Here is a 26,514-nt window from a genome sequence, read left to right as displayed (position 1 = left end):
TAGATGCAAAATAAATTCGCTTGGATAATGACTCCGGATCTTCCATGGGATGATAGAAAGGAAATGATAACAACTGCACTTGAATCAGGTATCAGTTATGTGCTTGATTTGGAGTATAGCGATAAAATTCGCAAACTTGGAAACGTAAACATTATTTCTACCGAAGAAGATGCTGACATATATCTTGTTGGAATAGATGGTGAAGGAGACGGAGCAGTTGATTTAAGTGAAAATTTATCTGACTCCAAAGATTTGGCCGATGCCAAAAAAGCTAAAGGAGAAGGTAAAACTGTTTGTGCATATATTAAAATCACTGACAAATTACACGAACAACTTGCAGTAAAATTGGGACCAATCGTTGATTATATTATCCTTGTGGGAACTGATTGGACTGTAATTCCGCTGGAAAATATTATAGCAGACCTTCAAAAAGTGGATGTTAACATTATCGCTGCAGTAGCAGACAAGGACGGTGCCAAATTGGCTTTGGAAACTTTGGAACATGGAACTGACGGCGTAATATTTGAAGCAAATGATTTTGCACAGATTAAGGAAATTGCACAGGAAGTTGATGATGCATCCAAAGTCAAATATGAATTGAAAACAGCTACAATCACCAATGTCAAATCCTTAGGTTCAGGTGACAGGGTGTGTATCGATACCACTGACATGATGGTGCCTGGAGAAGGTATGCTAATCGGGTCTTATTCTAAATCATTGTTTTTGGTTCACTCAGAATCATTGGAAAGCGAATATGTAGCTTCAAGACCATTCAGAGTTAATGCAGGTCCGGTTCAGGCATATGTTATGGTTCCTGGAAACAAAACAAGATATTTATCCGAACTTGTTGCAGGGGATGAAGTATTGATTGTAAATACTGAAGGTGAAACCCGTACAGCATATGTCGGAAGAAGTAAAATTGAAAGAAGACCATTAATATTAATTGAAGCTGAATACGAAGGCAGAACAATCAGAACATTACTCCAGAATGCAGAAACAATAAGAATTGTTGATGCTGATAATAATCCGTTATCTGTTGCAGATGCAAAACCTGGAGATAAAGTAAAAGTATATATTGAAAAAAGTGCAAGACACTTTGGTATAGCTATTGACGAAACAATTATTGAACAATGAGGAATATTGATGTCACAAATCAGAGCCTTTTTAGCAATTGACTTAGATGATGATTTAAAACCTAAAATAAACAAGATTATCCGTGAATTCAAGCAGATTGATGCAAATATTAAATATGTTGATTTGCAAAACCTCCATTTTACATTGAAGTTCTTTGGGGATATCGATACTGAAGGAATTGATGTGCTTGCTGAAAGAATAGAAAATGTAGTAAATGATTTTGATTCATTCAATATTAAAATAAAAGGCTGCGGTGCCTTTCCGAATAAAAACCGGATAAAAGTAATCTGGGTAGGTTTGGATGAAGATAGGATTTTAAAGGATTTGCATGATAAACTGGATAAGCAGTTCAATTCTTTAGGCTTTGATTTGGATAAAAAATTCTCCTCTCACCTGACAATAGGCCGTATGAGATCAGCAAAAGGAAAGGAGAAAGTTAAAAATACAATTGAATCATTTGATAATGTTGATATAGGTTCAATGGAAGTCACTCGTATTGTATTAAAGAAGAGTACTTTAACACCATCAGGACCAATTTATGAAGATTTAATTGAGTTTAAGCTGTGATTTAATGGATTATAAATATATTTTAGATGAAATTAAACCAACACCGGATGAAAAAGATAAAGTTAGGGAAGTTTCAAATAAACTTCTTGATTTTTTCAATGACAAATGTCTCGTTGATAATATTGATGCTCAGGCTGTTCTTGTAGGTTCTGTTGCTAAAAAAACCTATTTGCGTGGCAAATCAGACATCGATATTTTTATAGCCTTTCCATTAACTACTGATAAAAAAGATTTAAAACAAACTGGACTTGATTTGGCTCATCAGTGCTGTGATGCATTTGATGCAGTTCCCAATCATCAGTTTGCATCTCATCCTTATGTAACGACTGAAATTGAAGGTTTTGAAGTAGATTTTGTCCCATGTTATAGGATAGATGATGGAAGTCAGCTTAAATCTGCAGTAGACAGGACAATTCTGCATACAAAATATGTTCAGGCCAATCTGGCTGAAGGTCAAAACGAAGAAGTCCTTCTTTTGAAAAGATTCATGGACATGACAGGAACTTACGGTTCCGAATTTAAGGTCGGCGGATTTGCAGGATATTTATGTGAATTGCTGATAATACAATACGGAACTTTTGAAAATACTCTCAAAGAAGCTAGTGAATGGCAATATGGCCATATCATAGATTTAAAAGAGTATGGTACGGCTAAAAATTTTAAAGATCCATTAATCTGTATAGATCCTACCGATAAGAACAGAAATGTTGGGGCAGCATTAAGATTGGACAAGTTTTCACAGTTCATACAATCAGCACGTAATTACCTTAATTCCAATAAAAAAGACCAGTATTTCTTCCCGTTAGATAAAAAACTGGAAAAAAACACTATTCTAAATGAATTTAAACATCGTGAAAGCAATCTTATAGCTATAAAATTTGATATACCTGAAATACCTCTTGATACCCTACATCCGCAGCTTAAAAAGACTTCTGATTCTTTAAGAAAAATATTGAATAAAAACGATTTTTTAGTTTTCCAGAACGATTACTGGACTGATGAAGAAACCTGTGCAATAATTTTGCTTGAATTGGCAGTATCTCAATTGAATAACGTTAAAGTCCATGAAGGGCCTAAGGTCTACTATAAGCAGGCCTGCAATAATTTCATTGAGAAATTTGGCTTAAAAAACTGTTATCTTATTGATGATGTTATGGTTTCAAATGTTGAAAGGGAATTTACAACGCCACAGGATTTTATTGTTAATCTGTTTACAAAAGAGCAGATTTTCCGCATTAAGGTAGGCAAAAACTTAACCCAACCAATTTTGGATACATATGAAATTGTAGATATCAATGATTTGGCTGAAAATAACGAGTTTTTAATCTTTTTAGATGATTTTTTATATCCAAATCAGCATATTAAACGTTAATTATTTTTTAGTTACCATTTAATCACCAAATCTTTAAATATTATAAAAAAGCCTTTTAATTTTACAGGTGATAATATGACAAGTAAATTAGAAGGTAGTAAAACCGAAAAAAATCTTTTAACTGCTCTTCAAGGAGAGTCACTTGCACGTGTGAAATATGAATTCTATGCAAGCCAAGCAAAAAAAGACGGCTATGTTCAGTTATCTGAAATATTTTCAGAAACATCAGACAATGAAAAGGAACATGCAAAAGTATGGTTTAAACTGTTACATGATGGAGAAGTTAAAGACACTTTAACCAACTTGGGTGAAGCTATCGATGCTGAAGAATATGAATGGTCTGACATGTATGCAAATTTTGCCGTTGAAGCCCGTGAAGAAGGTTTTGATGATATTGCAGATTTGTTTGAACTGACTGCCAATATTGAAAAAGCCCATGAAAACAGGTACAAAAGATTCGTGGAAAACATTGAAAATGGCAGTGTATTCAAGAAACCTGATGTAATTACCTGGAAATGCGGCAACTGCGGTAACTTGTATGTTGGAAAAAGTGCACCTGAAGTATGTCCGATGTGTAATCATCCTCAGGGACACTATAGAAAATTAGATTTGAGCTATATCTAATCTAATTTCTTTTTATTTTTTATTTTAAAAAAAGAAGGTTTAATAGCTATTTGTTGCTAGCTATTAATTTACGGGCTGCTTTTAAGTCAGTACTATATATGTGGCCTGATGTGGAGTGGTAATGGACTCCTCCGAAGTTCAGTTTCTCGCCCATTATCTCTTTATTAACTTCATCTTTCATTTTTATTCCGAGATATGTGATAAAGAACATGTTGGAATAGAATGCTCCGTAAATATCGTTACTTCTAAATATGCAGTGGATTGTCAATTCATTATCACGGACAATGCATTGCAGGAACTGCAAACAAGGAATGTCTTCCTCTTCAGCATCTTCTATAGGATTTATTGTTACAGCTACCGCACGGTTTGATCCTGTTGCAGTCAGGATTCTTTTTTTCATGCTTTCAAACTGGTCAACATCAAAATGTGCAAAGATACGGTTTGGGTATGTGTATACGAATCCCTGTGTGTTATGGATAATTTCAGGGTCTTCTACTGATCTTACATATTCGTATAATGCATCGCTTTTTATTGGACATCCTTCCATGTCGAATCTTCCTGATTTAATGTCGGACAGCATCATATCTGTGGTGTAATTTTGATATTTAGCTCTGAATTTTAGGTCTAGAGGGTCATCTATTATATAGAAGTTTCCTAAACTTTCCTTTAAATGATGATTACTGTCTTTATAAGTTTCTTTTCCTTCTTTTAGAATTTTATTAACGAAATCCAAATAACATTGATTAATACTTAACATCTTAAACAATCCCTTATATTGTTCTTATGTTTGTTTTTTGAATTATTAAAATTTAATGTTTAAAAAAAATAAGAAATAAAATGTAATGGGGAGCCATTACATTACTATTTTTTAACTGTATTGTACATCAATTCAAACAGTTCAAGAGCTTTGTTTGTTGAATCTTGATCGTTAATGTTTTCAGGTATTTCATAAACAAATGTAGGATAGCCTGCATATGCAATCGGATTTGAAACAAGTGTTGCAGATGTTGCTTTAATCGGTTGGGATACGTTTCTTGGGAAGTATTTAAAGTCACTTGAATTTGCTATTTTCTGTGAAATTTCAACAGATGCTTTATCCATTGCAGGTGTAGCCAAGTAAAATCCTTCGCCATATCCTTCAATATGTGAATGACTGATAATTACAGCTTTTGCCTTTGTATTATTAATGTCCGGAACTATATAGTCATGGACCAGGCTTTCACCATTGTCACGGCTTTGCTGATAATCGTCAGGATTTTTGGTTACATTAACGTGATATACTGTAAATTTGACATCATGCTTTTCGGCAAATTCCTTTGCAGCTTTGATTTCAGGTTCAATAGCTAATTTTTCTCTTGGGTGAATACCTGCAATTAAAACAAGTTCTGTATCGGAATTTTCGTTTCCGTAAACAATTTTATCTATGCTTCCCAAATCATTTTCCCAGTGATTGACATTAGAACCGGAATTATGGGAAGTAAAATCAAAGAGAAATACTGAAGAAATTATAGCTAAAAGTACAATTATTATTATAATCTTTATTTTATTATCCATAATTATTCACCTTTATAAATCATTTATTATAACTTAAATTTAATTCTTTCTTTTAAAAGTAATTTACTTATATTAATTCAATTAAATTATTAGTTAGATATTTGTTATGTATAGTGGGCGATTCAATGAGTGAAGAAAAGCTGGATAGATTGATAGAACTTAATGAAAAAATAGTCAGGCAAAACGATGAAATAATTGATTTGCTTAAGCAGTTAAATGGCATTGATAAGAAATCTTCCTGTGAAGAAGAAGTGGAATTACCGCAAAAAGAAGATAAAACCGTTGTAAAGGATGTCAGTGAACATTTTTCCACTACTGAATTAAGTGAAGGGGAAGTTTTATTTGTAGCCAATAGTCAGGACAATCAGGTCGATATTTACAGGTTAGGTGTTAAAGAGTCTGATGAACTTAAGGTTAGTCCTCCCCAAATTGAAAATGAAATCAGAAATAATTTTGATGACATAAATTATGAAATAACACTTGATAATTTAACAGGTAGTAGTTTAACCAGTCAATTTAAAACACCTTTGTTTGTAGCAATTGAAAGCTTAAATAATAATGAGGTTATTCCGTCTGATATATGTATACTCAATGATGAAAGTTTTGTTAATTTGCCTGATATATTGAGGGTCGCTATAGAAAATGGTGCAAAAACTATTTATGCGTCCATTAAAAATTCCATGGCTGTACTTCAGGCGCCGCCTATGATAATGGATTATTTAACATTCTATAAAAACGATGATGATTTGATTGAAAAATTATTTTAAAAAAGAAATGGGGTGAGTTTTAAAAACTCACTTAAGCATTTTCAGTCATTATAGGAACGACTTGTTTTTTACGTGAAACTACACCTTCCAAAAGTGCAGTATTGTCTTCAAGTTTAACGCCATAAGCTTTTTCTACGAGGCTTGCATCTTTACCTAAAACGATTACCTGAGAATTGCTGTTAACGATATCGGTTATTAAAAGCATAAATAAATCCAAATCTTCTTTTTCAATTATTTTTTCAATTCCTGCCTCTAATTCATCTTTCATTTCCAAAACATCCGGAATGCTTGCAGTGTTTACCTGATTTACAATGGATTTAACATCTTTAAAGTCAATTTGTTTAGCATCAAGAGCTAAAATCTCATCAATGGTAAAGCTTGAAAGGTCAGTTCCTGCTTTTAGCATTTCCAAACCGTATTCTTCGTAATCTACATCAGCTATTTTGGCCAATTCTTCTACTGCTTTTTTATCGTCATCAGTTGTTGTAGGTGATTTTAAAAGCAAGGTATCGGAAATAATTGCAGATAACATTAAATGAGCAATTTTAGGCTGAATTTCAACATTATTTTCATTGAATAATTTGCATAATATTGTTTCAGTGCACCCTACAGCTTCAGCTCTGTAAAATAATGGATATGATGTTTCAAGAGCTATTTTATGGTGATCAACCACTTTTTTGATGTTCATGTTTTCTAAATTGTCAACTGATTCGGATGGACTGTTGTGGTCTACTAAAATTACATCGCTGCCTTCATCAAGGGATTCGATTAATTCCGGTGCTTCAATATCTAAATAATTTAAAACAAATTCAGTTTCTTTGTTAATATTACCTAATCTGCATGCAACAGCATTCTCGTTTCCAAGTTTCTTTTCCAATTCACACATAACTAAACTTGATGTGATTGTATCTGTATCTGGACTTTTGTGTCCGAAAATATAAGTCTTATCCATATTATCACTTTGAATTTTTATAATATTTATTAATATGTAGTTATAAATTTATAAATAATGTCATTTTTGGATAGTTATTTCAAATATTTAAGGAGTGCTTTTGTTGAACATAAATACTTATTAATTTTTACAATACTATTTGCAGCATCATGCTGGATTGGTACATATTTCCTTGCAGATTATATCTTCACTCCATATGAACTGGCCGATTTGGCTTATCTTTCTCAGGAAACACAGTTTTCATTTCTAGATATGATGGTTATCATTATCAATAACTGTTATATTAATGTTTTGAGTTATATTGGAGCAATATTTTTCTGTTTGGGACCTGTATATGACATGACCTTTAATATCGGAATGTCAGGTATTGTTTCAAGAGCAACTGAACTTGCATGTGGTGATCCATTCCTTTTTTTAAAATTGACATGTCTTCATGGATTTTTTGAAGATGCATCTACTGTTTTAAACAGTTTTGCAGGATTTTTGCTGTTCTATTTTATAATTAAATCGATTAAGGATATTTTCAAGCCTTCCCAACATTTGGCTAATGGTGCAATTACCAATTCTCTTGAAATCAATAAAATATTGCTGTATCAGTCATTGGCCGTATTTGTCCTTGGCTTTTTGGTCATGATATTTGCCGGATTTTTGGAAGAATACATCAGCATACCATTCGGTAATATGATTGCTAATCTTTTTTAATAGTTATTTAACTTTTTTCTTGTTTTTGTACACAGTTAAATGTTGCATAAGGGATGTCTGTTTAATTTTTTTCCCAGTTAGAAAATTATTTTTATAACAAAAACCAATATAATCTTATGGTTAAAGTAAGTATTTTGGGTGCAACGGGTGTAATCGGAAAAAATGTTGCATTCACCCTAGCAAGAGCCGACACCGTTGATGAAATTGTTTTATTTGCAAGAGAAGGAAGTATTGATAAGGCTAAGGGTGAATCTTTTGATATGTATGATGCACTGGCTGCAGAAGATATTGATTGTAAATTAATTCCTTCAACGCATTATGATGATATAAAAAATTCCCATATTGTATTAATTACAGCAGGTACTCCAAGAAAAGAAGGAATGACTAGAATGGATTTAGCTGTTCCAAATGCAGAAATTGTAAGAAATTATGCAGAAAAAATTGCAGTTTATGCTCCGGATTCCATTATATTAATAGCTACCAATCCTGTTGATGTTATGACATCTGTTGCTCTTGAAGCATCAGGTTTTGACAAGACACGAGTTATTGGAATTGGAAACCACCTTGATTCTTTAAGGCTTAAGGCATATTTTTCAAAACAGATTGATATCAACAGTTCAGAAGTCCACACAAGGGTTATCGGTGAACATGGAGATCATATGGTTCCTTTATTAAGTTCAACTACTATTGGTGGTATTCCATTGAAGTACTTTGTTCAGTCTGTAGACATGGATATTCCAAGAATAATCAAACGTCTTAGGAAGGCGGGAAATACAATTATATCCAAAAAAGGTGCTACGGAATATGGTCCTGCATTTGCTATTTCAAATTTAATTTCAACAATTATAACTGACAGCCATAGGATTTTAACCGTCAGTACATATTTGGATGGTGAAATTGCTGGTGTTAAAGATGTATCTTTAGGTGTTCCTGTTGTTTTATCAAAAAAGGGAATAGCTATGATTGTTCCGATTCATATGAATGATTATGAGGAAGAAAAGTTTAAGGCAGCTGCGGAATTTGTAAGGCAATCTACTGAAGAAGTTAAAAAGAGCTTTAAATCTCAATGAATTTAACTTCAATTTCTTTTTCTATTTTTAGTATTGCAACAGATTTTGATGCTCTTCCAGGGTTAATCAAATATATTTTCTTGATTTTTTCAAAATTAGGGCTGTGCGTATGGCCGCTTACAACAATATCGGCATTGTTCTCCAGTCCGAATTCATACAGGTCATTAATATTATCTCCATGTACCAGAACAATCGTTTTTCCGTTGGCATTAATTGTTTCATTTCTATTTAAATTCAATTCATCATTATTTCCCAAAACCGCCGTGACAGGTGCGATTTCAGATAATTCATCCAATACCTTTTGTGACGTGATGTCTCCTGCATGAAGTATCAAATCGGCATTTTCAAATATTTTGAATATTTTTTCATTAAGTTTTCCCTTTTGGGGTGATATGTGTGTGTCTGAAATTAGTCCAATTATCATATTAATCAATTACTTTTTTGTTACAATATATTTATATAATCTATTTTTAAATTATTAAATAAGATAATATTGTATTATCTAAAGGGTAGGATTGTTTAAAAATTCTAAAAAGCAGTTGAATTTTTCATAGAATCTGAGGTTGATATAATGAAAGAATTATATGAAAAAATGATTAATGAATCAATGGCTGCTCAAAGAGCAGATATTGAAGTAATATCTGAAAACAGATATAATGACTTTAAAGTTACTGATGCCAAGCCTTATGCTGATGCAGTAGCTAATATGAAGGCCCTGGACAATCAATCAGAAAGTGTAATTAATCTACACAAAAAATCTGTTGAAAGCCACTATAAAGTATTGACTTCCGTTACCAAAACCATCCGTCCGGAAGATGATCCGTTTATTGAACATTATCAAACCCCTCCTGTACTGGAAATATTGTGTGAAGAAGACGGTGATTTTGCAGACAGCCTGGACAAGTTCATTGATGCTATTGCTGATAATGAAGCGTTAATTTCCAAGGAATCAATTAGACGATATGGTGGATTTTATGGTCCGACCTGTGTAGTTGACTTTGCATTAATGCCTGGTAGTACAAGTAATGTTGTAAATCAAATTTTAACACCGATTGATATTCCTTTAATGCATAAACAGGCAATCCTGTCTGCCAAGTCATGGGGTATGAACACGTCCTACGGTATTGGGGATGCATTTGCAAACGCTATAGAAGATGGCTTGACAGCAGCTGAAGCAACACAAAAAGAAATTGAAACCTTGCAGATGGTTTATCGCGAACCTATTGAAGCTCAGGGAACACTGATGGATGAAGCAGATCATTCTTCATTCGATGTAAGAAAATATATGAACGGATATAAAAAGGAAATGGGATCTGTTGTTAAGGCAGCTATTGACGATGGCGTCCATTATGGAAACATTGTAACTGTTCCTGCATACTGTGTTGGGGATATCGGTCACCATATTGGCCAGGCAAGTTATAATATGGTAAAAGATGATGTAACATTAAATATCATTAAAGCTACTGCTGAAGTGATTGATGCCAGTTTAACAAGCAATATTGACAATTATAAATCTCCTTCCGATGTATTGAAACTTGCAACAGGTTCATCTGCATGTGCAACTGAATATATTTTGGAATTGGATGGGTTTAATGCACCGATGGTTGTTGATTTACTGAATAAAAGATTCCACAACTATGTACAGCAGTATCCTACCAGAGGAGCAGCAGCGGAATTGCATAACTGTGACTTCATGGACATGATTTACAGAGGATTTTTAGCACTTAGTGATGCAAGAAAAGCCAGATCCAGTGAAAAAATTAAATTAGTACCAAAAATAAATGGTTTGGCAGTTGATTTAAGCCCAATAGCAGAAAATGAAGTAATCATGAACCCTCAAAGATACACTTATCCGGCATGTGCAATAACTGTAAGGTTCTCATCTCTTATGAGGCTGGCAGATTATCCATGTCTGCTTACATCCGAACCTATTACAGCTACAATGATGACAAATATCATTGCTTTAAATAAGGATGTTCCAGGTTCTCCTGTTAAAGGATGTAAAAACTGTGCTTCTGCAACATTGGTTGACGGTAAACATGAATACTGTCAATGGAGAGAAGCGGTTTAGGTGAAATTATGGCTTCTTGTAATATTGAAAAAAAGTTTTTGGCGGAATTGCTGGGAACTTTTTTCCTGGTCTTTTTTGGAACAGGAGCTGCTGTTGTAACTTTATTGATTTCAGATAGCTTAAATCCGGGAAATGCCGGAATTGGTATTTTGGGCGGATTAGGAGATTGGATTGCAATAGCTCTTGCATTTGGTTTAACAGTAATGGCCTGTATTTATCTCTTCGGTAGAATATCCGGTGCACACCTGAATCCTGCAGTAACTGTCGGATTGCTTGTAAGTAAAAACATATCATTAATTGATAGTATTTACTATATTGTAGCACAAATCATTGGTGCTTGTCTTGGTAGTTTAGCATTGTTCTTATGTTTGGGAAGTGCTGCTGTAACTATCGGTGGATTGGGTGCTACAGCCCCAGGTTTAGGTGTTGGTTACTGGCAGGCTATGTTTGCCGAGTTTTTAGGAACATTCTTCCTGGTTTTAGTTGTTATGGGTGTTGCGGTTGATAAAAAAGCAGAGCCTGGTTTTGCAGGATTGTCAATTGGTATGACTGTAACTGCTGTTATTGTAGTTTTAGGAGCATTTACCGGTGCTTCAATCAATCCTGCACGTACATTCGGACCATATTTAATGGATTTTTTACTTGGCGGAGCTAATCTTTGGGCATACTATCCAATTTATTTGATCGGACCACTTTTAGGCGGTATTTTAGCAGCATTGCTTTACAATTACATTGCTAAATGTAATGATGCCTGCGCCTTGCCGCAACCGTTTTTTGATGAATAGAGTATTTCAAATACTCTTTTATTTTTTTTAGTTAAAATAATGGGGTTCCATTTACTTGCTGGCTAACAAAATTTCCTACTAGCGGTGTAATGTATCCTTCTATTAATCCGGCTATTACAAATAGGACTATACTTATTGATAGCAGTATGATGGCATGTTTTAATGTTTCCTTGTTGTTTTCATATCCTTCTTTAAATGTATTTTTATTCATTTTGTCTTTGATTACTCTGTATATGAAGAGGAATAATATTACTCCTGAAGCATCACCGCAGAAAAATGCAGGAATCTCAAGTATTCCGTGGGGAACTATCAATGCTAAATATAGCAATAGGCTGGGGACTGAATTAATCGTATATCCTGCCATAAATCCTATTGCAAAACCGTTAATGGTTATTGAAAATAAAGCATAAATTCCGAATAGTATTGAGCCAATAAAGACTAGAAGAGTTGAAGACACATTATGTATTATTATATCCAATGCCTCAATTGAAATTACTCCATCATCATTAGCTATTGCCTGTTTAAGCATGGGCATTATAATTGAAGCAAAATCCTTAGAAAAAACACATCCTATAATAAATCCTATAACAAAAAGCACGATTAATATCTTGAAAATTTTTTTATTTTGAACGAATGCTTCTTTAATTTCACTTTTAATATTCATAAGTAACTTTTAGATGCGTCATGGTATATAAAGTTAAATTTATATATAGCATTTATACATAAAATATTAACATGAAAAAGATAATTTTGATATTTCTATGTTTATTGGTATTCCTTGTAGGTATGTCATTTGTATCTGCAAAAGAGGATACTCATTTTGAAATAGAAAAAGATTCTTCAGGTTATTCTGCAATAGTGACTTTAAAGGATTCAAATAATAATCCTATTCCTAATGCAAAATTTACAATTAAAATAACTAAGCCTAATGGTGCCGTTAGGAATATGGGTACAAAATCACTGAATAAAACCGGACAAAACATATTTTTCCTGGGAAGCACTAAAGGGGATTACGTATTGCATGTCGAATTTAAAGGAAACAGTAACTACAATCCTTGTTCATTTACAAAAACAATATCAATGACCTCCGGAAACAATAATCGCGGATCCATATACAATTATTATGATAATCATAACTATGGTGATAGTTTAAGAATGGATGAATATATCTATGATAACTATTGGGATGAAGAGATATATGATAATCCTAGAAACTATGATGGAGAAGGTTATTGATGAATAGATGTAAGATTGGGGTTGCCTTAAATGTGCTTCTGATTGCGCTGGAAGTCATAGCATTAATACAGTGCTGGATGGCTTATGGCAGTGTCGATTTAAAGTATTATACGATAGATTCAAATATTTTTGTATTGATATCTGCCGTTTTATACTTGATTACTATAAAAAAAGTTCCAAAAGTCGTTCAATTGGCCAAATATTCATCTACATTATCTGTTCTGATAACATTTTTGATAGTTATCTTTGTCCTCTATCCGATGAATAACTTTAATTTTGAATTAATGTTTTTGGCGCCTCCAAGTCCATTTATGCATGTAGCATGTCCATTAATAGCTTTAGTGTCATTTCTGTTTTTTGAAAAAAACAGTCTCGACAACACATTTAAAAATAATTTGAGGTCTCTGTACTTTACAATAGTCTATGCAATTATTCTGATTAGTTTAAATATCCTAAGAGTCGTTTCAGGTCCATATCCGTTTTTAAAAGTTTATGACCAGCCGGTTTACATGACTGTTTTATGGCTAGTAGGTATTTTAGCTTTTGCTTTCATATTGTCCAGAATACTGATGATGGCCAATGAATTGAATAGGATATTGATTGTTTAATTCTTTCTAATGCCGTTGATGAAATCGATTATCGCATCAACGGTCTGTTTTTGCTGCTGTGTAGAATTGATGGTAGCGTTTCCATCGCCGGACATGATTCCACAATTGGCAAATTGGCAATGATTTGCCCCATCAATAATGTGTTCAGTAAAATTGTTGCCCATTAATGTTTTGGATTCATTGTAAGTTTTCAAATTCAATATCTGGTCGTTTGATCCGTAAACTGATAAAACAGGAACGTTAACTTTTTCTGAAGGATAAGCCGCAAGAAGCACCAGTCCGTCAACATTATGTTTTGAAGCATAGCTGGATGCCATGGAACCTCCTAAAGAATGCCCTGACATAATGTAGTGTGTGTAGTTTGTAGTGTTTATTATCTCATTTGCAGAGTCTGTTCCTAAAAATGCCAGATTAAAAGGCATTTCTACAAGATATGCATCGACACCATTTTCCGCCAGTCTATTCATAAGAGGTAAATATGATGTATATTCTATTTTGGCTCCAGGATAAAAAATCAATGCAGTATCATTTCCCGGACCGTCAATGAAAAGACCATTATTGACTTTGCTGACACTGACATTTCCGCTTCCATTGATATAGCTTAAGCTTGTGTCATCTGCATGATAATAGTCATTAACATAATATATGAAATATCCAACAACTAATAACAAAATAATAATTATGGCTATATATCTTTTTTTCATGGTTTAACCTTTAATTAAATTAATGAATAAATACCCAAGAGATGTCAAAAGAACAATTAACGCACAAACATTTACAGAACCCATGTACAATGGCACCTGCAGAATAATGAATAGCAGACAGATTCCATTTAAAACTAAAAGGTACAAATTGTTGAATTTATCGTAGGACTTATTGCAGACCATAGCTATTGAAATTATAACTGCCAATATTAATGCAATGTAGATATTGAACAGTCCGCTTATGTAAAATGAAGCTATAACTATAGCGATTCCAGGAATAGGAAAGCCTATAAATCCTTCAACCTTATCGGATATTACATTGTATCTGGTTAACCTTAAGACTCCGCATATGACAATTAATAAACAGACAATGATTGTCGGAACAATAAGATAGCTGGCGTTGGCTAAGCTGAATGTATATAAAAATATTGCAGGAGCAATACCGAATGAAACGATATCTGATAACGAGTCAATATTTTTACCGAATCCATATTCATCTATTCTATTGGTTTTACGGGCAACTAAACCGTCAGCTGAATCAAATAACAGTGAAAATATCATAAAAATAGCTGCCAAGTAGAAATTATGGTTTATGGATAAGATTGCTGATAGAAATCCACAGGTCATGTTCATTAATGATATTAAGTCTGATATTTCAATAAATTCTTGTATTTCTGTATTCATTGATATTAATATTTGATAGGTATTATTTATATAATTAGTGAATTACAAATTAGTATTTATGAAAATTTGTATGTATGGGTCAGGAAGTAAGAAAACACCAAAAGAATTCACTGATGTCGGTTACAACTTAGGTGCAGAAATTGCCAAAAAAGGCCACAGTTTAGTTTTTGGTGGTGGAAACGATGGTATGATGGGTGCTGTTGCATCAGGTGTCTTTGATAATGGCGGTGAAATCCTAGCTATTTTTCCTAATTGGATAATGGAATTTGATGATGAATTTAATAATTCTTCTCAGTTGATTAAAACCGGTTCCATGGACGAGAGAAAAAAACTCTTTTTGGAAAAATCTGATGTGTTTGTTATCTGTCCTGGAGGATTCGGTACATTGGATGAGTTATTTGAAGTTTTGACCTTGAAATATTTACACAGACACTCAAAAAAGATTATCCTTTTCAATATAAATCATTTTTATGATAATTTGATTTCGATTCTTGGTGAAATGCATGATGACGGTCTGATTCGTGAAGGTGCCCTGGATATTTTTGATGTTGCTACTTCTGTTGATGAAGTTTTTCAATTAATATATTAATAACTTGTACACATATTATATTTAATGTCTGACTTGAAAGATTTCCTCAAAATAATTATAATAATTTTTGCTCTTTTGTTTGTTTTATCTTTTATTGGCATGGGAATATTAAATTTAACTTCTCCTCCAAGTTTTGCAAATTATAATGATAATGTTACTATTGATATCGGCCAGGACGGTTATCTGATAGCCCATATTGACAAAGCGCTTGAGTATAAAAGTGAAAACATTGCTGATGGTGAAGTAAAGACAAGTTCTAATTTTATTTTAAAATGGGCTCATGCACGAAATATCAGTTATGTTAATGATTTGGGTAAAAAAGGCTATGTAATTGTTTGGAAAGCCTCTCCCCAGGAAATGAACCTTGATATAAATGATACTCATGTAATATCCTATGATTATGGGAGGATATATAATCAGAATCATATGTTTGCCATATATTATCTGCAATATAATCCTCAAAACGCTATGGTATATGGAATAATACTGGACCATAACAGTATAAATTATGATTTAAGCGATTTGCTATATGATATATTGGGATTGAACAAATCAGTTATTAAATATCATGAATATTATCCTCCATCATCTTCTTCAAGCCGTTATAGTGGTGTTGACAACTCTCCTCATTCTATTGCCCGTAATGATCCTGACTGGTATTATGACCACTATGACTATGGGGACTATGATGATATAGATGAGTATCTGGAGTCTCAAGGATACGATTGAAAAGAATTATAAATGGATATTAATAAAAAGATTATTATGGTTTTAGGTTCATTTTTTAAAAGAAATAAAAATAAAAAAGAGGAAACTGTTGAATCACACATTGAAATCAACACTGCTGATTGTAAAGGTGCGGAATGTGAAAAATGTGTTATGGCCTGTCCTAATAATGTTTTAATTAAACAGGGTGATGATACAGTAGTAAAAAATCCTCGTGCTTGTAAGCGTTGTAAGGTTTGTGAAGCAATTTGTCCTAACGATTGCATTACTGTTAACTGATATTTTTTTGGGAAATAATTTTTTTCATCATTTTTTATTTTTAGGAAAACCTAAATATTTATACTAGTAATGATAAATTAATATTTAAATTACTTTGGAGTTTGTTATTGATGAAAGCAAGACGTGGTGCAGGTCATGATATTGGTGGCCTTCCTTATGAAATATTTAACTTTTTAGGTTCCAGTTTTACAAGACCTCGGGGTGAAGTTGAGCCTATTGGAAAAAAATGTAATTTATGTAAGAAATGCCAGTTTGAATGCACAAGACATGCTATTTATATAGATAAGAAACGTAAAATGTGGACATTGTATCCAAATAGATGTAATCTTTGTCTTCAATGTGTTAACAACTGTCCTACTAATGCATTAACTTTTATTAGAAAATAACTACTCTTTTTTTATTTTTATTTATTTTTGCAATACTTTTTAATTGAATTTGGGACTTTAATATCTCTGTCTATATGTTGTGGGTAAATTATTATTAAATTATTTGCAACTGTTTTTATACGAACTTTTTTTCATGGAGGTATTTTAATGAAAAATAAAAGATCACTGAAAAAAAGACCTGAAAAAGAAGATATTAACCAAACACCAAGAAATATTTGTCCGGAGTGTAATTCAACAGATTTGGATTACAATCATTCAAGAGCAGAAGTAACATGCAAACACTGTGGCTTGGTAATAGATGAAAATATTATAGACCATGGTCCTGAATGGAGAGCGTTTAATAGTGAACAGCGTGATTCAAGAACACGTGTCGGTGCACCACTGAAAAATGGAATTCATGATTTCGGTTTAGGTACTGATATGGACTGGAAAAACAATAATATATCACCTAAAAATGTTGCCGGATATTACCGAATGAGAAAATGGAACAGAAAACTTCGGATTTCAGGTTCAAGGCAACGTAATCTTGCTTTTGCACTGTCCCAGATTGATAGGAAATGCTCTAATTTGGGTTTGCCAAGAAATGTTCGTGAAAATGCATCTTTAATTTATAGAAGAGCATTAGAAAACAGGTTGATTATGGGTAGAACTGTTGAAGGTGTAGTTTCAGCCTCAATATATATTGCATGCAGGGAATGCAGCATACCAAGAACATTGGATGAAATTGCAGAACAATCCAGTGCCAGCAGAAAAGATATAGGCAGAATTCACAGATCATTGTCACGGGAGCTGAAAATCAAGCTGACTCCAACTTCGGCTGCAGATTACATCCCAAGATTTGCAACAGAACTGGAATTATCCAATGAATCACAGGTAAAGGCTATTAAGATTGCTGAAGAATCCAAAAGTGAAGGATTAACCAATGGAAAAGGACCAAGCGGAATAGCTGCCGCTGCCTTGTATATCGCATCACTGATGGTTAATGAAAGGAAAAGTCAAAAGGATATAGCTGAAGTTGCCGGAGTAACAGAAGTAACCCTAAGAAACCGTTATAAAGAAATGTCAGAAAACTTGAATCTTGCAGTAATTTAAAAAAAATAAGATATTATTTTTCCGCAAGGGTCCAATAACATCTTTTAGGTGAAACAATCGTTTCATCCTTTTTTAATTCTTTCATGATTTTGTCAACTTCTTTTTTCTCAACACCGGAAATTTCACTAACTTTTTTAGCGTTCAGTGGCTCTTCTGAGTTTTTAAATGCTTCAATTACTTTTTCTCTGTCATCCATAACATCACCTCTTGTTGTTAATATATATGTTGAACATTTAATTAATCTTTTTAAATTGTTTCAAGTACAAAAAAGAAGTTTAAAACATTTTATATTCATCATACTTTGCTGAAAATGTTGCTAATTCATTAGGGGGTGCTATTTATAGTAAAAGCGGTGTTACCATAAAAAACTCTACTTTTAAAAGTAATGAAGCAGTTACTGCAAACAAAATTACAATAACAGGTTGGGATTATACTATTCTCAACATCATTTTTTTTAAATAATTAGTTTTTTTATCAAAAATATTAATGCCTGAGGTGCTGAATTAACAGTAAGAAAAAATATAAGTAATCACTTAAAAAATTATAAATGATGTGGTAATATGAAAGACTTGTGGGGATTGACAGCAAGAGGAATCTGTGAATTTGAAGGAAAGATATTGCTTTTAAAAGTAAGGTCAAAATCAAGTCATGATGCGGAAAAATGGGAAATTCCTGGAGGAAAAGTTAAAAAAGGTGAATTTTTCGACCAGGCATTGAAAAGGGAGTTTTTAGAAGAAACGGGTCTTGAAATAAATATTGATTCATTGTATAATGTAATTCAAAATGAATATACTGCATGCAAAACCAATGAAAAAATAAAATCAGTTCAGCTGATTATGAAAGTATCATCTGATAGTGATGAAGTTAAAATCAGTGCAGAGCACGATGACTACAGATGGTTTACGCCTGAAGAATTGAAGGAATTGATTGACAAGAAACTCCTTTCAAAAGCGGCGATGAACTCATTTGATGAAGTTAAATTAGGGGGAAAATTATGATTTGTCCAAGTTGCGGAAGCTGGGTAGATGAAGGAGATCCGGTATGTCCGAGTTGCGGAGCATATTTTGGTGATGACGAAGAATATGAATGTCCAAACTGTCATCAAAGATTTTTAATCGATGATTATGATTCAACATGCATGTTTTGTGGCGCTCCGATTAAAAGAAATGATAATTTCTATTAGATGAATAATTATCATTTTTTTATTTTTTTTTAAATTGAGGATGTGACACGAATTCACAAATAATAAAAATTAAAAAAATCACTATTAATATAAATTAATTTGTAGCCATCTTAAATCTAATCAAAAATATTAATTAATTATAATTAACATATATTTAATTGTTAAGATTATTTTTCGGAGATAGAAAATGATATATTCAAATGAAGTAGAAAATATGTGTCCTGTTGCCAAGGGAGCTAATCATGGGCCTGCACCAATACCTGAAGAGGGTAAATGGGTCAAATCAAAAGAAATATCCGATATTTCCGGTTTGACACACGGTATCGGCTGGTGTGCACCTCAGCAAGGATGTTGCAAATTGACTTTAAACGTTAAAGATGGTATTATTGAAGAGGCATTGGTTGAAACCATAGGATGTTCCGGTATGACTCATTCAGCAGCTATGTCTGGTGAAATCCTAATTGGAAAAACTATTTTAGAAGCTTTAAACACTGATTTAGTTTGTGATGCAATCAACACCGCAATGCGCGAGCTGTTCCTGCAAATAGTTTATGGTAGAACCCAGTCTGCATTTTCAGAAGGAGGCCTTCCTATCGGAGCAGGTCTTGAAGACTTGGGTAAAGGCCACAGAAGCCAGGTTGGAACTATCTATTCAACCAGCAAAAAAGGACCAAGATATCTTGAGTTAACTGAAGGTTACATTACTGAAATCGGCCTTGACGAAGATGATGAGATTATAGGATACAAATATATCAATTTAGGCATAATGCTTGACAGCATTAAGGACGGTGTTGACCCGTTAGAAGCAATTGAAAATGCAACGGGCCAATACGGAAGATTTGATGATGCTGTTAAAACAATTGATCCTAGAAAAGAGTAGATATGGGTGGAATTATGAGTTTATTTGAAAGTTATGAAAGAAGAATCGACCAGATACTTCCTGTATTAAATAAATATGATATTAAGGATTTAGATGAAGCTAAACAAATCTGTCTGGATAAAGGTTTCGACCCATATGAAATCGTTAAAGGTGTTCAGCCAATTTGCTTTGAAAACGCCTGCTGGGCTTATACTGTCGGAGCTGCAATAGCTGTTAAAAAAGACTGTATAAAAGCTGCTGATGCTGCATCAGCTATCGGTGAAGGATTGCAGTCATTCTGTATTCCTGGAAGTGTAGCAGATGACAGAAAAGTAGGTTTAGGTCATGGTAACCTTGCATCAATGCTTTTAAGTGATGAATCAAGTTGCTTTGCATTTCTTGCAGGTCACGAAAGTTTTGCAGCAGCAGAAGGAGCAATTGGAATTGCAAACTCTGCAAATCAGGTAAGGGATGAACCTTTAAGAGTTATTTTAAATGGTTTAGGAAAAGATGCTGCACTAATCATTTCAAGAATCAACGGTTTTACATATGTTCAGACTGAATTTGACTATTTCACCGGTGAAGTTAAGGTAGTTCGTGAAAAAGCTTACTCTTCAGGTGAAAGGGCTAAAGTCAGATGTTATGGAGCAGATGATGTGCGTGAAGGTGTTGCAATTATGCATCTGGAAGGTGTTGACGTATCAATTACAGGTAACTCAACCAATCCTACCAGATTCCAGCATCCTGTAGCTGCAACATACAAAAAGGAATGTATTGAACAGGGCAAAAAATACTTCTCCGTTGCATCTGGTGGAGGAACCGGAAGAACCCTGCACCCTGATAATATGGCAGCCGGACCTGCATCCTACGGTATGACAGATACTATGGGAAGAATGCATTCGGATGCACAGTTTGCAGGATCATCATCTGTACCTGCACATGTTGAAATGATGGGATTAATCGGAATGGGTAACAATCCTATGGTTGGAGCAAGTGTTGCTGTTGCTGTTGCTGTTGAAAAAGCTATGAATAAATAGGGATTTTCCCCTTATTTCTATTTTTTTGGAGAATATCCATGAGACTTGTTGTTCAAAGAGTTACCAGTTCCAGTGTTGAAGTAGAAAATAATATTGTCGGTCAGATTGACGCCGGATTAATGGTTCTGGTTGGTTTCGGATTAAATGATACAACTAAAGAGGTTGATTATCTGGCCCGCAAGTTAATAAAGCTTAGAATTTTTGCAGATGAAAATGGGCGCATGAACAAATCAGTAAAAGACATTGGCGGTAAACTATTGCTTGTTCCCCAATTTACTTTATATGGAAAAGTTAAAAAGAACAGACCCTCTTTTCACAAAGCATTAAATCCTGATGATGCAACAAAGCTGTTTGATTATTTTGTTGAAAAATGCAGTGAAGAGATTGAGGTCGAAACCGGAGAATTTGGTGCATATATGAAAGTTGACTTGCTGAATGATGGTCCAGTTACTATACTTTTGGAAAAAGAGTTTGAGGATGATTGAATGGAATTTGATGATGTTTTGTTGAAAAGAAGAAGTGTTCGCAAATTTACTGATGATGAGGTTACTAAAAATCAGTTAAATGAGATTTTGCAGGCAGGTCTTTTGGCACCAACCAGCATGAACAGAAAACCATGCAATTTTTTGGTTGTTTCAAACAAAGATACTTTAAAAGAATTGTCTGAAGTCAAAGCCCATGGTGCTGATTTTTTAAAAGATGCAAATAAAGCTATTGTTGTTATTGCTAATACTTCTGTTGCGGATACCTGGATTGAAGATTCATCCATTGCACTTTCATTCATGCATTTAAAGGCAACGGATATCGGTGTTGGAAGCTGCTGGATTCAAACCCATTTAAGAAAATCAGCCGAGGGTGAAGATTCAGAAAAACTGGTCAGAGACATTTTAAAAATTGATGATTATTTCCGTATTGTTGGAATTCTTGCTTTAGGAATTCCTGAGGGCGATGTTAAAGCCCATACTTTAGATGATATTGATAAAGATAAGATTCATTTCTTGGTTTAAAAAAATAGCTATTAATTTGTTATTTTCCTGATTTCAGCTATAGGGATATTTGTTTTTTCTGCGATTTCTTTGGGGTCATTGATTTTAGCAATTCTTTGATAATTTCTATTTTCCCTTCAATTTTACCTTCTTCATTCAATTAACACAAAATTAAAAATAAATGCAAAAAATTAATTAAAAAAGATAGTACTTCCAATAGTGCAATTCAGTCACGACTTAAAAGACATGGTATTCTTGCATTTTTAAGATAAAAAAATATGAATAAATTATTTTAATTAAGACAATTATAATTATTATTTGGTGAAATTAATGCAAAAAGTGATAAATGCTCATTGTCATATTTATCCGGAAAAAATTGCTTCAAAAGCGGTTATGGGAATCAGGGATTTTTATGACTTAGATATGTCTTTAAATGGGAAGATAGATGGTTTAATAGATGATGGAAATAAGGTTGGGGTTGTTCATTATTTGATTCATTCAGTTGCAACTACACCTAAACAGGTTAATTCAATCAATGAATTTATAAGTTATGAGGTAAAGGAGAATCCTGATTTATTTACTGGTTTTGGAACCCTACATCCTGATAGTGAAGACATTCAGGGAGATTTTGATTATTTAATAGAACTAGGACTTAAAGGTGTAAAACTTCATCCGGATTTCCAACAATTTGCATTAAATGAAAAAAGAGCATTTGATTTGGGAGAAGTTATTAATGCTGGTGATGTACCTGTTTTAATCCATTGTGGTGATTTCAGATATAACTATTCTAATCCTGAACAGTTAATTCCATTTTTAGATAAATTTCCTGATATGACGGTTATTGGTGCTCATTTTGCAGGTTGGAGTATGTGGGAAGATGCAACCAGTAAATTGGCAGGAAGAAAAAATCTTTATGTTGATTTAAGCTCTAGTCTATATGCGCTTTCACCGGAAACTGCAAAAGAGTTAATTTATGCATATGGTGTAGACAGGGTGTTATGGGGAACCGATTATCCTATGTGGGACTCTGTAAGTGAAATGAAATACTTTAATAAAATTGATTTGAGTGAAAAGGAAAGATCAATGATTTTATATGAGAATGCTTCAAAACTTCTTAAATTATAACGGGTTGATATAATGTGCACAGCAAGTAATTATATAACAGAAAAGCATTATTTTGGTCGTAACTTTGATTATGAAATTTCTTATAATGAAAGAGTAACCATTACTCCACGTAATTTCAAATTTGACTTTAGACTGATTGACAGTATCGAATCACATTTTGCAATTATTGGAGTGGCTGCAGGCATTGATGGATATCCTTTATATTACGATGCCTGTAATGAAAAAGGATTATCAATAGCAGGTTTAAATTTTGAAGGTAATGCCAAATATCTTGATGAAAAAGAAGGAATGATTAATATCACTCCTTTTGAATTTATTCCTTATTTGTTAAGTAATTTTTCAAGTGTTGATGAAGTTAAAAATGTTATTGAAAACATTAATCTGGTAAACATTAATTTTTCTGAGGATTTGCCTTTATCTCCTCTTCACTGGATGATATCTGATGAAAGTGGAGCTATTGTTGTTGAACCTATGGAAGATGGTTTAAAAGTATATGATAATCCTGTTGGAGTTTTAACTAATAATCCTCCTTTTGATAAGCAGTTATCAACATTAAATAAGTATATGGGTCTGTCTAATAAAAATCCTCAAAATTCATTTTCCAAATCTTTTGATTTGGATGAATATTCAAGAGGAATGGGGGCTATTGGCCTTCCGGGGGATTTATCATCTTCATCCAGATTTGCAAAAGTAGCTTTTACACGTGCAAATTCCTATTCTGGAGATAGTGAGAAAGAAAGTGTATCTCAATTTTTCCATATTTTAGCATCTGTTGAACAGCAAAACGGATGTACATTTATATCTAATCCGAATTTATATGAATATACAATTTATACTTCTTGCTATAACACAAAGGATGCTATTTTATATTATAGAACTTATAATAATAGTCAAATAACTGCTGTTAAATTAATGGAAGAGGATTTAGACTCAAATGATTTAATTAATTATACATTAATTGATAAAGAGCAAATTTCATATATTAATTAAAATATAAATTAAAATTGGTGTTTGTAAAATGGGAATGTTTTCAAAAAATCCTGCTGAGAAAAAATTGGAGGAATTAACCGGGGGCTTTATTTTAAGTGAAGAGTATAAAGCAATTTTAAAAGCCCACGGTATTGATGTAAAAACTGGAGAACATATTAAAAATCAGCTTAAAGAGGAAATTCGGCTGAATATTGTAAGTGAAGAAGGTTTACAAACAAGACTTCGTTATTTAATAAGTCAAAATTCAAATAAAACTGTTGTTAGTGAACCTAAAGTAGAGGAAACTCCAGATATTCCAGCGCAAGCTCCACTTAAAAGATATGAAAATCAAATCAATAATCTTAAGGCGGAATATGATGCAAAAGAAAAGGTAGTTATAAATTTAATTGAAAAATCTTTTGCTCCTCCTCAAATAACCTATGATAAATTCGTCGATTCTGTTAAAAATTGTACTAAAGTCTTTAACGATCAGGTTGATTCTGCTTTAAGGATAGTTCAATTAACTACTCGTGAAACGCCACGAATCGATGCAGAACTTGAAAGTAAAATTACAAATATGAAAAATATTATTTCTCAAATTGATGATTTAACTAATGAATTAATTATTAATTTAAGTTCAGATAAGAATAACAATGCTGATGTGGAGAATCTCTTTGATGATATGAAAGATTTAATAGATTCTGTAAAAAAATATGATTAATATTAACAACATTGATACAATAACTTTAAAAACTAACATGCCATATATAAGTATATATAATTAATTTAATGGGGTATAAAAATGGCTGAATTTTCACTTGATATTGATAAAATAGAAAATGAAGTAAATGATACGATTAAGGTAGAACAGGAAAAATTAGAAAATTCAAATCTTAAAACTCAGGCTGATAATAATGCAATAGCTATATTTGATGCTGATTTAAATAATCCTACAGAAAGAGAAAGTATTTTAAAACCTTTAGATGATTTTGGTTTAAAAGAAATGACCAAATCATCACAAAGAAATCATCTATTAAGTACCCGTTTTGTTGATTTAAGCAAAGGCAGTTCTGAATCAGAAAATATTGGTGATAAATTAGCAGAATTAAACTTTCAATTAAAAGATCTTGACCCAAGTAAAGTAGACTTTACTAAAAAAGGAGTTTTAGGAGATATTTTTAATCCGGTAAGGAAATACTTTACAAGATATCAAAAAGCTGAAGTTGCAATTTCACAAATCATAGAGTCACTTGACCAAAGCAGCAAAATACTGCAGAATGATAATACAACCCTTATTGCTGAAGAAGACAACTTAAGGGAGATAACAAAAAAGCTTCTTGCAGATATTGAACTTGGAAAACAAATGGATGATTCAATTGAAATGCAAATTCAAAAAGCTGAAATGGATGGAGTCGATCCGGATAAGATATCCTTTGTTAAAGAAGAAATTTTATTCCCATTAAGACAAAGAATCATGGATATGCAACAAATGATTGTAATCAACCAGCAAGGAATTGTATCATTGAATGTTATTAGAAGAAACAATAAAGAGTTGATTCGTGGTGTTAATCGTGCTAAAAATGTAACTGTAACTGCTTTAAGAACTGGTGTGATGGTTGCAAGTGCATTATATGACCAAAAGATAGTAATGGATAAAATCAATATTTTAAATGAAACTACAGGAAATATCATTGAATCAACATCACACATGCTTCACGATCAAGGTGCTGAAATTCAAAAATCCAGTGCAGAAGCTATGATTTCACCAGAAATACTTCAAAGATCATTTGTTGAAGCTCTTTCAGCTATTGAAGAAGTAAGTAACTACAAAGAACAGGCACTTCCTAAAATGAAAGAAACCATTCAAATGTTTAGTGATATGGCTGATGAAGGACAGAAAGTTGTAGATAAAATTGAAACTGGAAATAAAGATTTGATTGAATAATTATGAGATGTTATAACTGTGGATTTGAAAATAAAGATGGTGTGAGCTTTTGTCATAAGTGCGGTGTCAATTTAAAAACTTTCGATGATGATGTCGATGATTCGACTAATAAGATTAAGGTTCAAAGAAAAAGACAACCCCATTCCCCACTTTCATTGGATTCTATTCAAACCAAACTGCTCTATAAATATGACAATAATACCGGTAGATTAAGGTTTGCTAAAACTAAAAGTATTTCTTTAATTGTATTCTGTGCTTTTACAGGATTCGGATTTATTGTCTATCCTGCAATCATTGGAATTGGACCTGCAATTATTACAGCACCAATTTTGGGAATAGTCTTTACATTGCCTGTTGCAATAATTGGATATGTTTTGGGATTGGCTATGGATAAAATATTTCATTAAATTACTTTTCTACTGTTATTTTACCACTCATATGTTCAATTGTTAATTCAAATACTTCAGTCCTATCTATTAATCTTTTAATTTCATTTTCGGTTTCTTCA

General features: G+C 32.8%; 36 protein-coding genes. 28 read left to right on the top strand and 8 right to left on the bottom strand.

Translation table 11 applies throughout. From position 1 onward, the window contains the following. Positions 1-3 precede the first annotated feature (3 nt). The 4 genes from ACKI5C_RS10935 (at position 4) to rbr (ending at position 3,697) form a co-directional block, all read left to right on the top strand. The gene (locus ACKI5C_RS10935) at positions 4-1,134 is read left to right on the top strand and encodes a 3-dehydroquinate synthase II (protein WP_407433144.1); all 1,131 of its coding nucleotides are present in this window, start codon (positions 4-6) and stop codon (positions 1,132-1,134) included. Positions 1,135-1,143: 9 nt separating this feature from the next. Then, entirely contained in the window at positions 1,144-1,701 is a 558-nt protein-coding gene (gene thpR, locus ACKI5C_RS10930) for an RNA 2',3'-cyclic phosphodiesterase (protein WP_407433143.1), read from the top strand. Positions 1,702-1,705: 4 nt separating this feature from the next. Continuing rightward, positions 1,706-3,073, top strand: coding sequence for a CCA tRNA nucleotidyltransferase (cca, locus tag ACKI5C_RS10925; protein WP_407433142.1), 1,368 nt, complete (start codon positions 1,706-1,708; stop codon positions 3,071-3,073). A 75-nt stretch (positions 3,074-3,148) separates the two neighbouring features. Further along, positions 3,149-3,697, top strand: a complete 549-nt coding sequence (rbr, locus tag ACKI5C_RS10920) for a rubrerythrin (protein WP_407433141.1) — start codon at positions 3,149-3,151, stop codon at positions 3,695-3,697. Between the two features lie 46 nt (positions 3,698-3,743). Here the strand turns inward: rbr and ACKI5C_RS10915 are convergent, their stop codons facing one another. Next, complete coding sequence (locus ACKI5C_RS10915; protein WP_407433140.1) at positions 3,744-4,454, bottom strand: thymidylate synthase; 711 nt, start codon at positions 4,452-4,454, stop codon at positions 3,744-3,746. 104 nt (positions 4,455-4,558) lie between these two features. Further along, positions 4,559-5,251 (bottom strand): hypothetical protein, encoded by a 693-nt coding sequence (locus tag ACKI5C_RS10910; protein WP_407433139.1) that lies wholly within the window; start codon positions 5,249-5,251, stop codon positions 4,559-4,561. Between the two features lie 125 nt (positions 5,252-5,376). On the opposite strand from ACKI5C_RS10910, the gene ACKI5C_RS10905 reads away from it, so the two are divergent. Continuing rightward, a complete protein-coding gene (locus ACKI5C_RS10905) occupies positions 5,377-6,018 on the top strand; it encodes a hypothetical protein (RefSeq protein WP_407433138.1) in 642 nt (213 codons plus the stop codon). Between the two features lie 31 nt (positions 6,019-6,049). Here the strand turns inward: ACKI5C_RS10905 and ACKI5C_RS10900 are convergent, their stop codons facing one another. Next, positions 6,050-6,970, bottom strand: a complete 921-nt coding sequence (locus ACKI5C_RS10900) for a manganese-dependent inorganic pyrophosphatase (protein WP_407433137.1) — start codon at positions 6,968-6,970, stop codon at positions 6,050-6,052. Positions 6,971-7,027: 57 nt separating this feature from the next. On the opposite strand from ACKI5C_RS10900, the gene ACKI5C_RS10895 reads away from it, so the two are divergent. After that, the gene (locus tag ACKI5C_RS10895; protein WP_407433136.1) at positions 7,028-7,672 is read left to right on the top strand and encodes a stage II sporulation protein M; all 645 of its coding nucleotides are present in this window, start codon (positions 7,028-7,030) and stop codon (positions 7,670-7,672) included. A gap of 116 nt (positions 7,673-7,788) precedes the next feature. Then, positions 7,789-8,742, top strand: a complete 954-nt coding sequence (locus tag ACKI5C_RS10890) for a malate dehydrogenase (protein ID WP_407433135.1) — start codon at positions 7,789-7,791, stop codon at positions 8,740-8,742. Here ACKI5C_RS10890 and ACKI5C_RS10885 read toward each other — a convergent pair. Then, complete coding sequence (locus tag ACKI5C_RS10885; RefSeq protein ID WP_407433134.1) at positions 8,729-9,166, bottom strand: metallophosphoesterase; 438 nt, start codon at positions 9,164-9,166, stop codon at positions 8,729-8,731. The genes ACKI5C_RS10890 and ACKI5C_RS10885 overlap by 14 nt on opposite strands. Before the next feature lie 147 nt (positions 9,167-9,313). On the opposite strand from ACKI5C_RS10885, the gene ACKI5C_RS10880 reads away from it, so the two are divergent. Continuing rightward, a complete protein-coding gene (locus tag ACKI5C_RS10880) occupies positions 9,314-10,813 on the top strand; it encodes a DUF2193 domain-containing protein (RefSeq protein WP_407433133.1) in 1,500 nt (499 codons plus the stop codon). A gap of 8 nt (positions 10,814-10,821) precedes the next feature. Continuing rightward, positions 10,822-11,598 carry an MIP/aquaporin family protein gene (locus ACKI5C_RS10875; protein WP_407433132.1) on the top strand — a complete coding sequence of 259 codons (777 nt, stop codon included), beginning with the start codon at positions 10,822-10,824 and terminating at the stop codon, positions 11,596-11,598. A 31-nt stretch (positions 11,599-11,629) separates the two neighbouring features. Here the strand turns inward: ACKI5C_RS10875 and ACKI5C_RS10870 are convergent, their stop codons facing one another. Then, on the bottom strand, positions 11,630-12,262 hold the full coding sequence (locus tag ACKI5C_RS10870; protein ID WP_407433131.1) for a stage II sporulation protein M: 633 nt from the start codon (positions 12,260-12,262) through the stop codon (positions 11,630-11,632). Between the two features lie 71 nt (positions 12,263-12,333). Here ACKI5C_RS10870 and ACKI5C_RS10865 point away from each other — a divergent pair, with 71 nt between their 5' ends. Together ACKI5C_RS10865 and ACKI5C_RS10860 are read left to right on the top strand one after the other, a co-directional pair. Next, positions 12,334-12,834, top strand: a complete 501-nt coding sequence (locus ACKI5C_RS10865; protein ID WP_407433130.1) for a hypothetical protein — start codon at positions 12,334-12,336, stop codon at positions 12,832-12,834. Then, on the top strand, positions 12,834-13,442 hold the full coding sequence (locus ACKI5C_RS10860) for a hypothetical protein (protein WP_407433129.1): 609 nt from the start codon (positions 12,834-12,836) through the stop codon (positions 13,440-13,442). Before ACKI5C_RS10865 ends, ACKI5C_RS10860 begins: the two co-directional genes overlap by 1 nt. On the opposite strand, the gene ACKI5C_RS10855 is transcribed toward ACKI5C_RS10860, so the two are convergent. Together ACKI5C_RS10855 and ACKI5C_RS10850 are read right to left on the bottom strand one after the other, a co-directional pair. Beyond that, complete coding sequence (locus tag ACKI5C_RS10855; protein WP_407433128.1) at positions 13,439-14,146, bottom strand: alpha/beta hydrolase; 708 nt, start codon at positions 14,144-14,146, stop codon at positions 13,439-13,441. The genes ACKI5C_RS10860 and ACKI5C_RS10855 overlap by 4 nt on opposite strands. Positions 14,147-14,149: 3 nt before the next feature. Next, a complete protein-coding gene (locus ACKI5C_RS10850; protein WP_407433127.1) occupies positions 14,150-14,830 on the bottom strand; it encodes an archaetidylserine synthase in 681 nt (226 codons plus the stop codon). Between the two features lie 58 nt (positions 14,831-14,888). Between ACKI5C_RS10850 and ACKI5C_RS10845 the strand changes: the two genes are divergently transcribed. The 5 genes from ACKI5C_RS10845 to ACKI5C_RS10825 all read left to right on the top strand — a co-directional run bounded on the left by ACKI5C_RS10845 (position 14,889) and on the right by ACKI5C_RS10825 (position 17,902). Then, positions 14,889-15,419 (top strand): TIGR00730 family Rossman fold protein, encoded by a 531-nt coding sequence (locus ACKI5C_RS10845; protein ID WP_407433126.1) that lies wholly within the window; start codon positions 14,889-14,891, stop codon positions 15,417-15,419. Between the two features lie 99 nt (positions 15,420-15,518). Then, entirely contained in the window at positions 15,519-16,148 is a 630-nt protein-coding gene (locus tag ACKI5C_RS10840) for a hypothetical protein (protein WP_407433125.1), read from the top strand. Positions 16,149-16,160: 12 nt separating this feature from the next. After that, on the top strand, positions 16,161-16,424 hold the full coding sequence (locus ACKI5C_RS10835) for a ferredoxin family protein (protein ID WP_407433124.1): 264 nt from the start codon (positions 16,161-16,163) through the stop codon (positions 16,422-16,424). Between the two features lie 110 nt (positions 16,425-16,534). Beyond that, entirely contained in the window at positions 16,535-16,810 is a 276-nt protein-coding gene (locus ACKI5C_RS10830; protein ID WP_407433123.1) for an ATP-binding protein, read from the top strand. A gap of 147 nt (positions 16,811-16,957) precedes the next feature. Beyond that, complete coding sequence (locus tag ACKI5C_RS10825) at positions 16,958-17,902, top strand: transcription initiation factor IIB (protein ID WP_407433122.1); 945 nt, start codon at positions 16,958-16,960, stop codon at positions 17,900-17,902. Positions 17,903-17,915: 13 nt separating this feature from the next. Here the strand turns inward: ACKI5C_RS10825 and ACKI5C_RS10820 are convergent, their stop codons facing one another. Further along, complete coding sequence (locus ACKI5C_RS10820; protein WP_296797760.1) at positions 17,916-18,098, bottom strand: MarR family transcriptional regulator; 183 nt, start codon at positions 18,096-18,098, stop codon at positions 17,916-17,918. Positions 18,099-18,184: 86 nt separating this feature from the next. Here ACKI5C_RS10820 and ACKI5C_RS10815 point away from each other — a divergent pair, with 86 nt between their 5' ends. From ACKI5C_RS10815 to ACKI5C_RS10760, 12 genes are all read left to right on the top strand, one after another. Then, on the top strand, positions 18,185-18,364 hold the full coding sequence (locus ACKI5C_RS10815; protein ID WP_407433150.1) for a hypothetical protein: 180 nt from the start codon (positions 18,185-18,187) through the stop codon (positions 18,362-18,364). Between the two features lie 98 nt (positions 18,365-18,462). Continuing rightward, entirely contained in the window at positions 18,463-18,900 is a 438-nt protein-coding gene (locus ACKI5C_RS10810; RefSeq protein WP_407433121.1) for an NUDIX hydrolase, read from the top strand. Continuing rightward, positions 18,897-19,085: a zinc ribbon domain-containing protein gene (locus ACKI5C_RS10805; RefSeq protein WP_407433120.1), complete on the top strand. Its 189-nt coding sequence runs from the start codon at positions 18,897-18,899 to the stop codon at positions 19,083-19,085. Before ACKI5C_RS10810 ends, ACKI5C_RS10805 begins: the two co-directional genes overlap by 4 nt. 187 nt (positions 19,086-19,272) lie before the next feature. Further along, on the top strand, positions 19,273-19,965 hold the full coding sequence (locus ACKI5C_RS10800; protein ID WP_407433119.1) for an iron-sulfur cluster assembly scaffold protein: 693 nt from the start codon (positions 19,273-19,275) through the stop codon (positions 19,963-19,965). A 14-nt stretch (positions 19,966-19,979) separates the two neighbouring features. After that, complete coding sequence (locus ACKI5C_RS10795; protein ID WP_407433118.1) at positions 19,980-20,981, top strand: GGGtGRT protein; 1,002 nt, start codon at positions 19,980-19,982, stop codon at positions 20,979-20,981. Positions 20,982-21,019: 38 nt separating this feature from the next. Beyond that, complete coding sequence (gene dtd, locus ACKI5C_RS10790; RefSeq protein WP_407433117.1) at positions 21,020-21,466, top strand: D-aminoacyl-tRNA deacylase; 447 nt, start codon at positions 21,020-21,022, stop codon at positions 21,464-21,466. Continuing rightward, entirely contained in the window at positions 21,467-21,988 is a 522-nt protein-coding gene (locus ACKI5C_RS10785; protein ID WP_407433116.1) for a nitroreductase family protein, read from the top strand. It abuts the gene before it with no gap. 309 nt (positions 21,989-22,297) lie between these two features. Then, positions 22,298-23,092: an amidohydrolase family protein gene (locus ACKI5C_RS10780; protein ID WP_407433115.1), complete on the top strand. Its 795-nt coding sequence runs from the start codon at positions 22,298-22,300 to the stop codon at positions 23,090-23,092. Between the two features lie 12 nt (positions 23,093-23,104). Next, the gene (bsh, locus tag ACKI5C_RS10775) at positions 23,105-24,082 is read left to right on the top strand and encodes a choloylglycine hydrolase (RefSeq protein WP_407433114.1); all 978 of its coding nucleotides are present in this window, start codon (positions 23,105-23,107) and stop codon (positions 24,080-24,082) included. Between the two features lie 28 nt (positions 24,083-24,110). Then, a complete protein-coding gene (locus ACKI5C_RS10770) occupies positions 24,111-24,782 on the top strand; it encodes a hypothetical protein (protein ID WP_407433113.1) in 672 nt (223 codons plus the stop codon). An 81-nt stretch (positions 24,783-24,863) separates the two neighbouring features. Beyond that, positions 24,864-26,006, top strand: coding sequence for a toxic anion resistance protein (locus tag ACKI5C_RS10765; RefSeq protein ID WP_407433112.1), 1,143 nt, complete (start codon positions 24,864-24,866; stop codon positions 26,004-26,006). Positions 26,007-26,008: 2 nt separating this feature from the next. Then, positions 26,009-26,413: a zinc ribbon domain-containing protein gene (locus ACKI5C_RS10760; RefSeq protein ID WP_407433111.1), complete on the top strand. Its 405-nt coding sequence runs from the start codon at positions 26,009-26,011 to the stop codon at positions 26,411-26,413. Positions 26,414-26,514 lie beyond the last annotated feature (101 nt).

The sequence above is a fragment of the Methanobrevibacter sp. genome (genome assembly GCF_045646045.1).
Taxonomy (GTDB): Archaea; Methanobacteriota; Methanobacteria; order Methanobacteriales; family Methanobacteriaceae; genus Methanocatella.
Note: the sequence above shows the minus strand (reverse complement) of the source record. Positions and strands in the feature narration are given on the sequence as shown.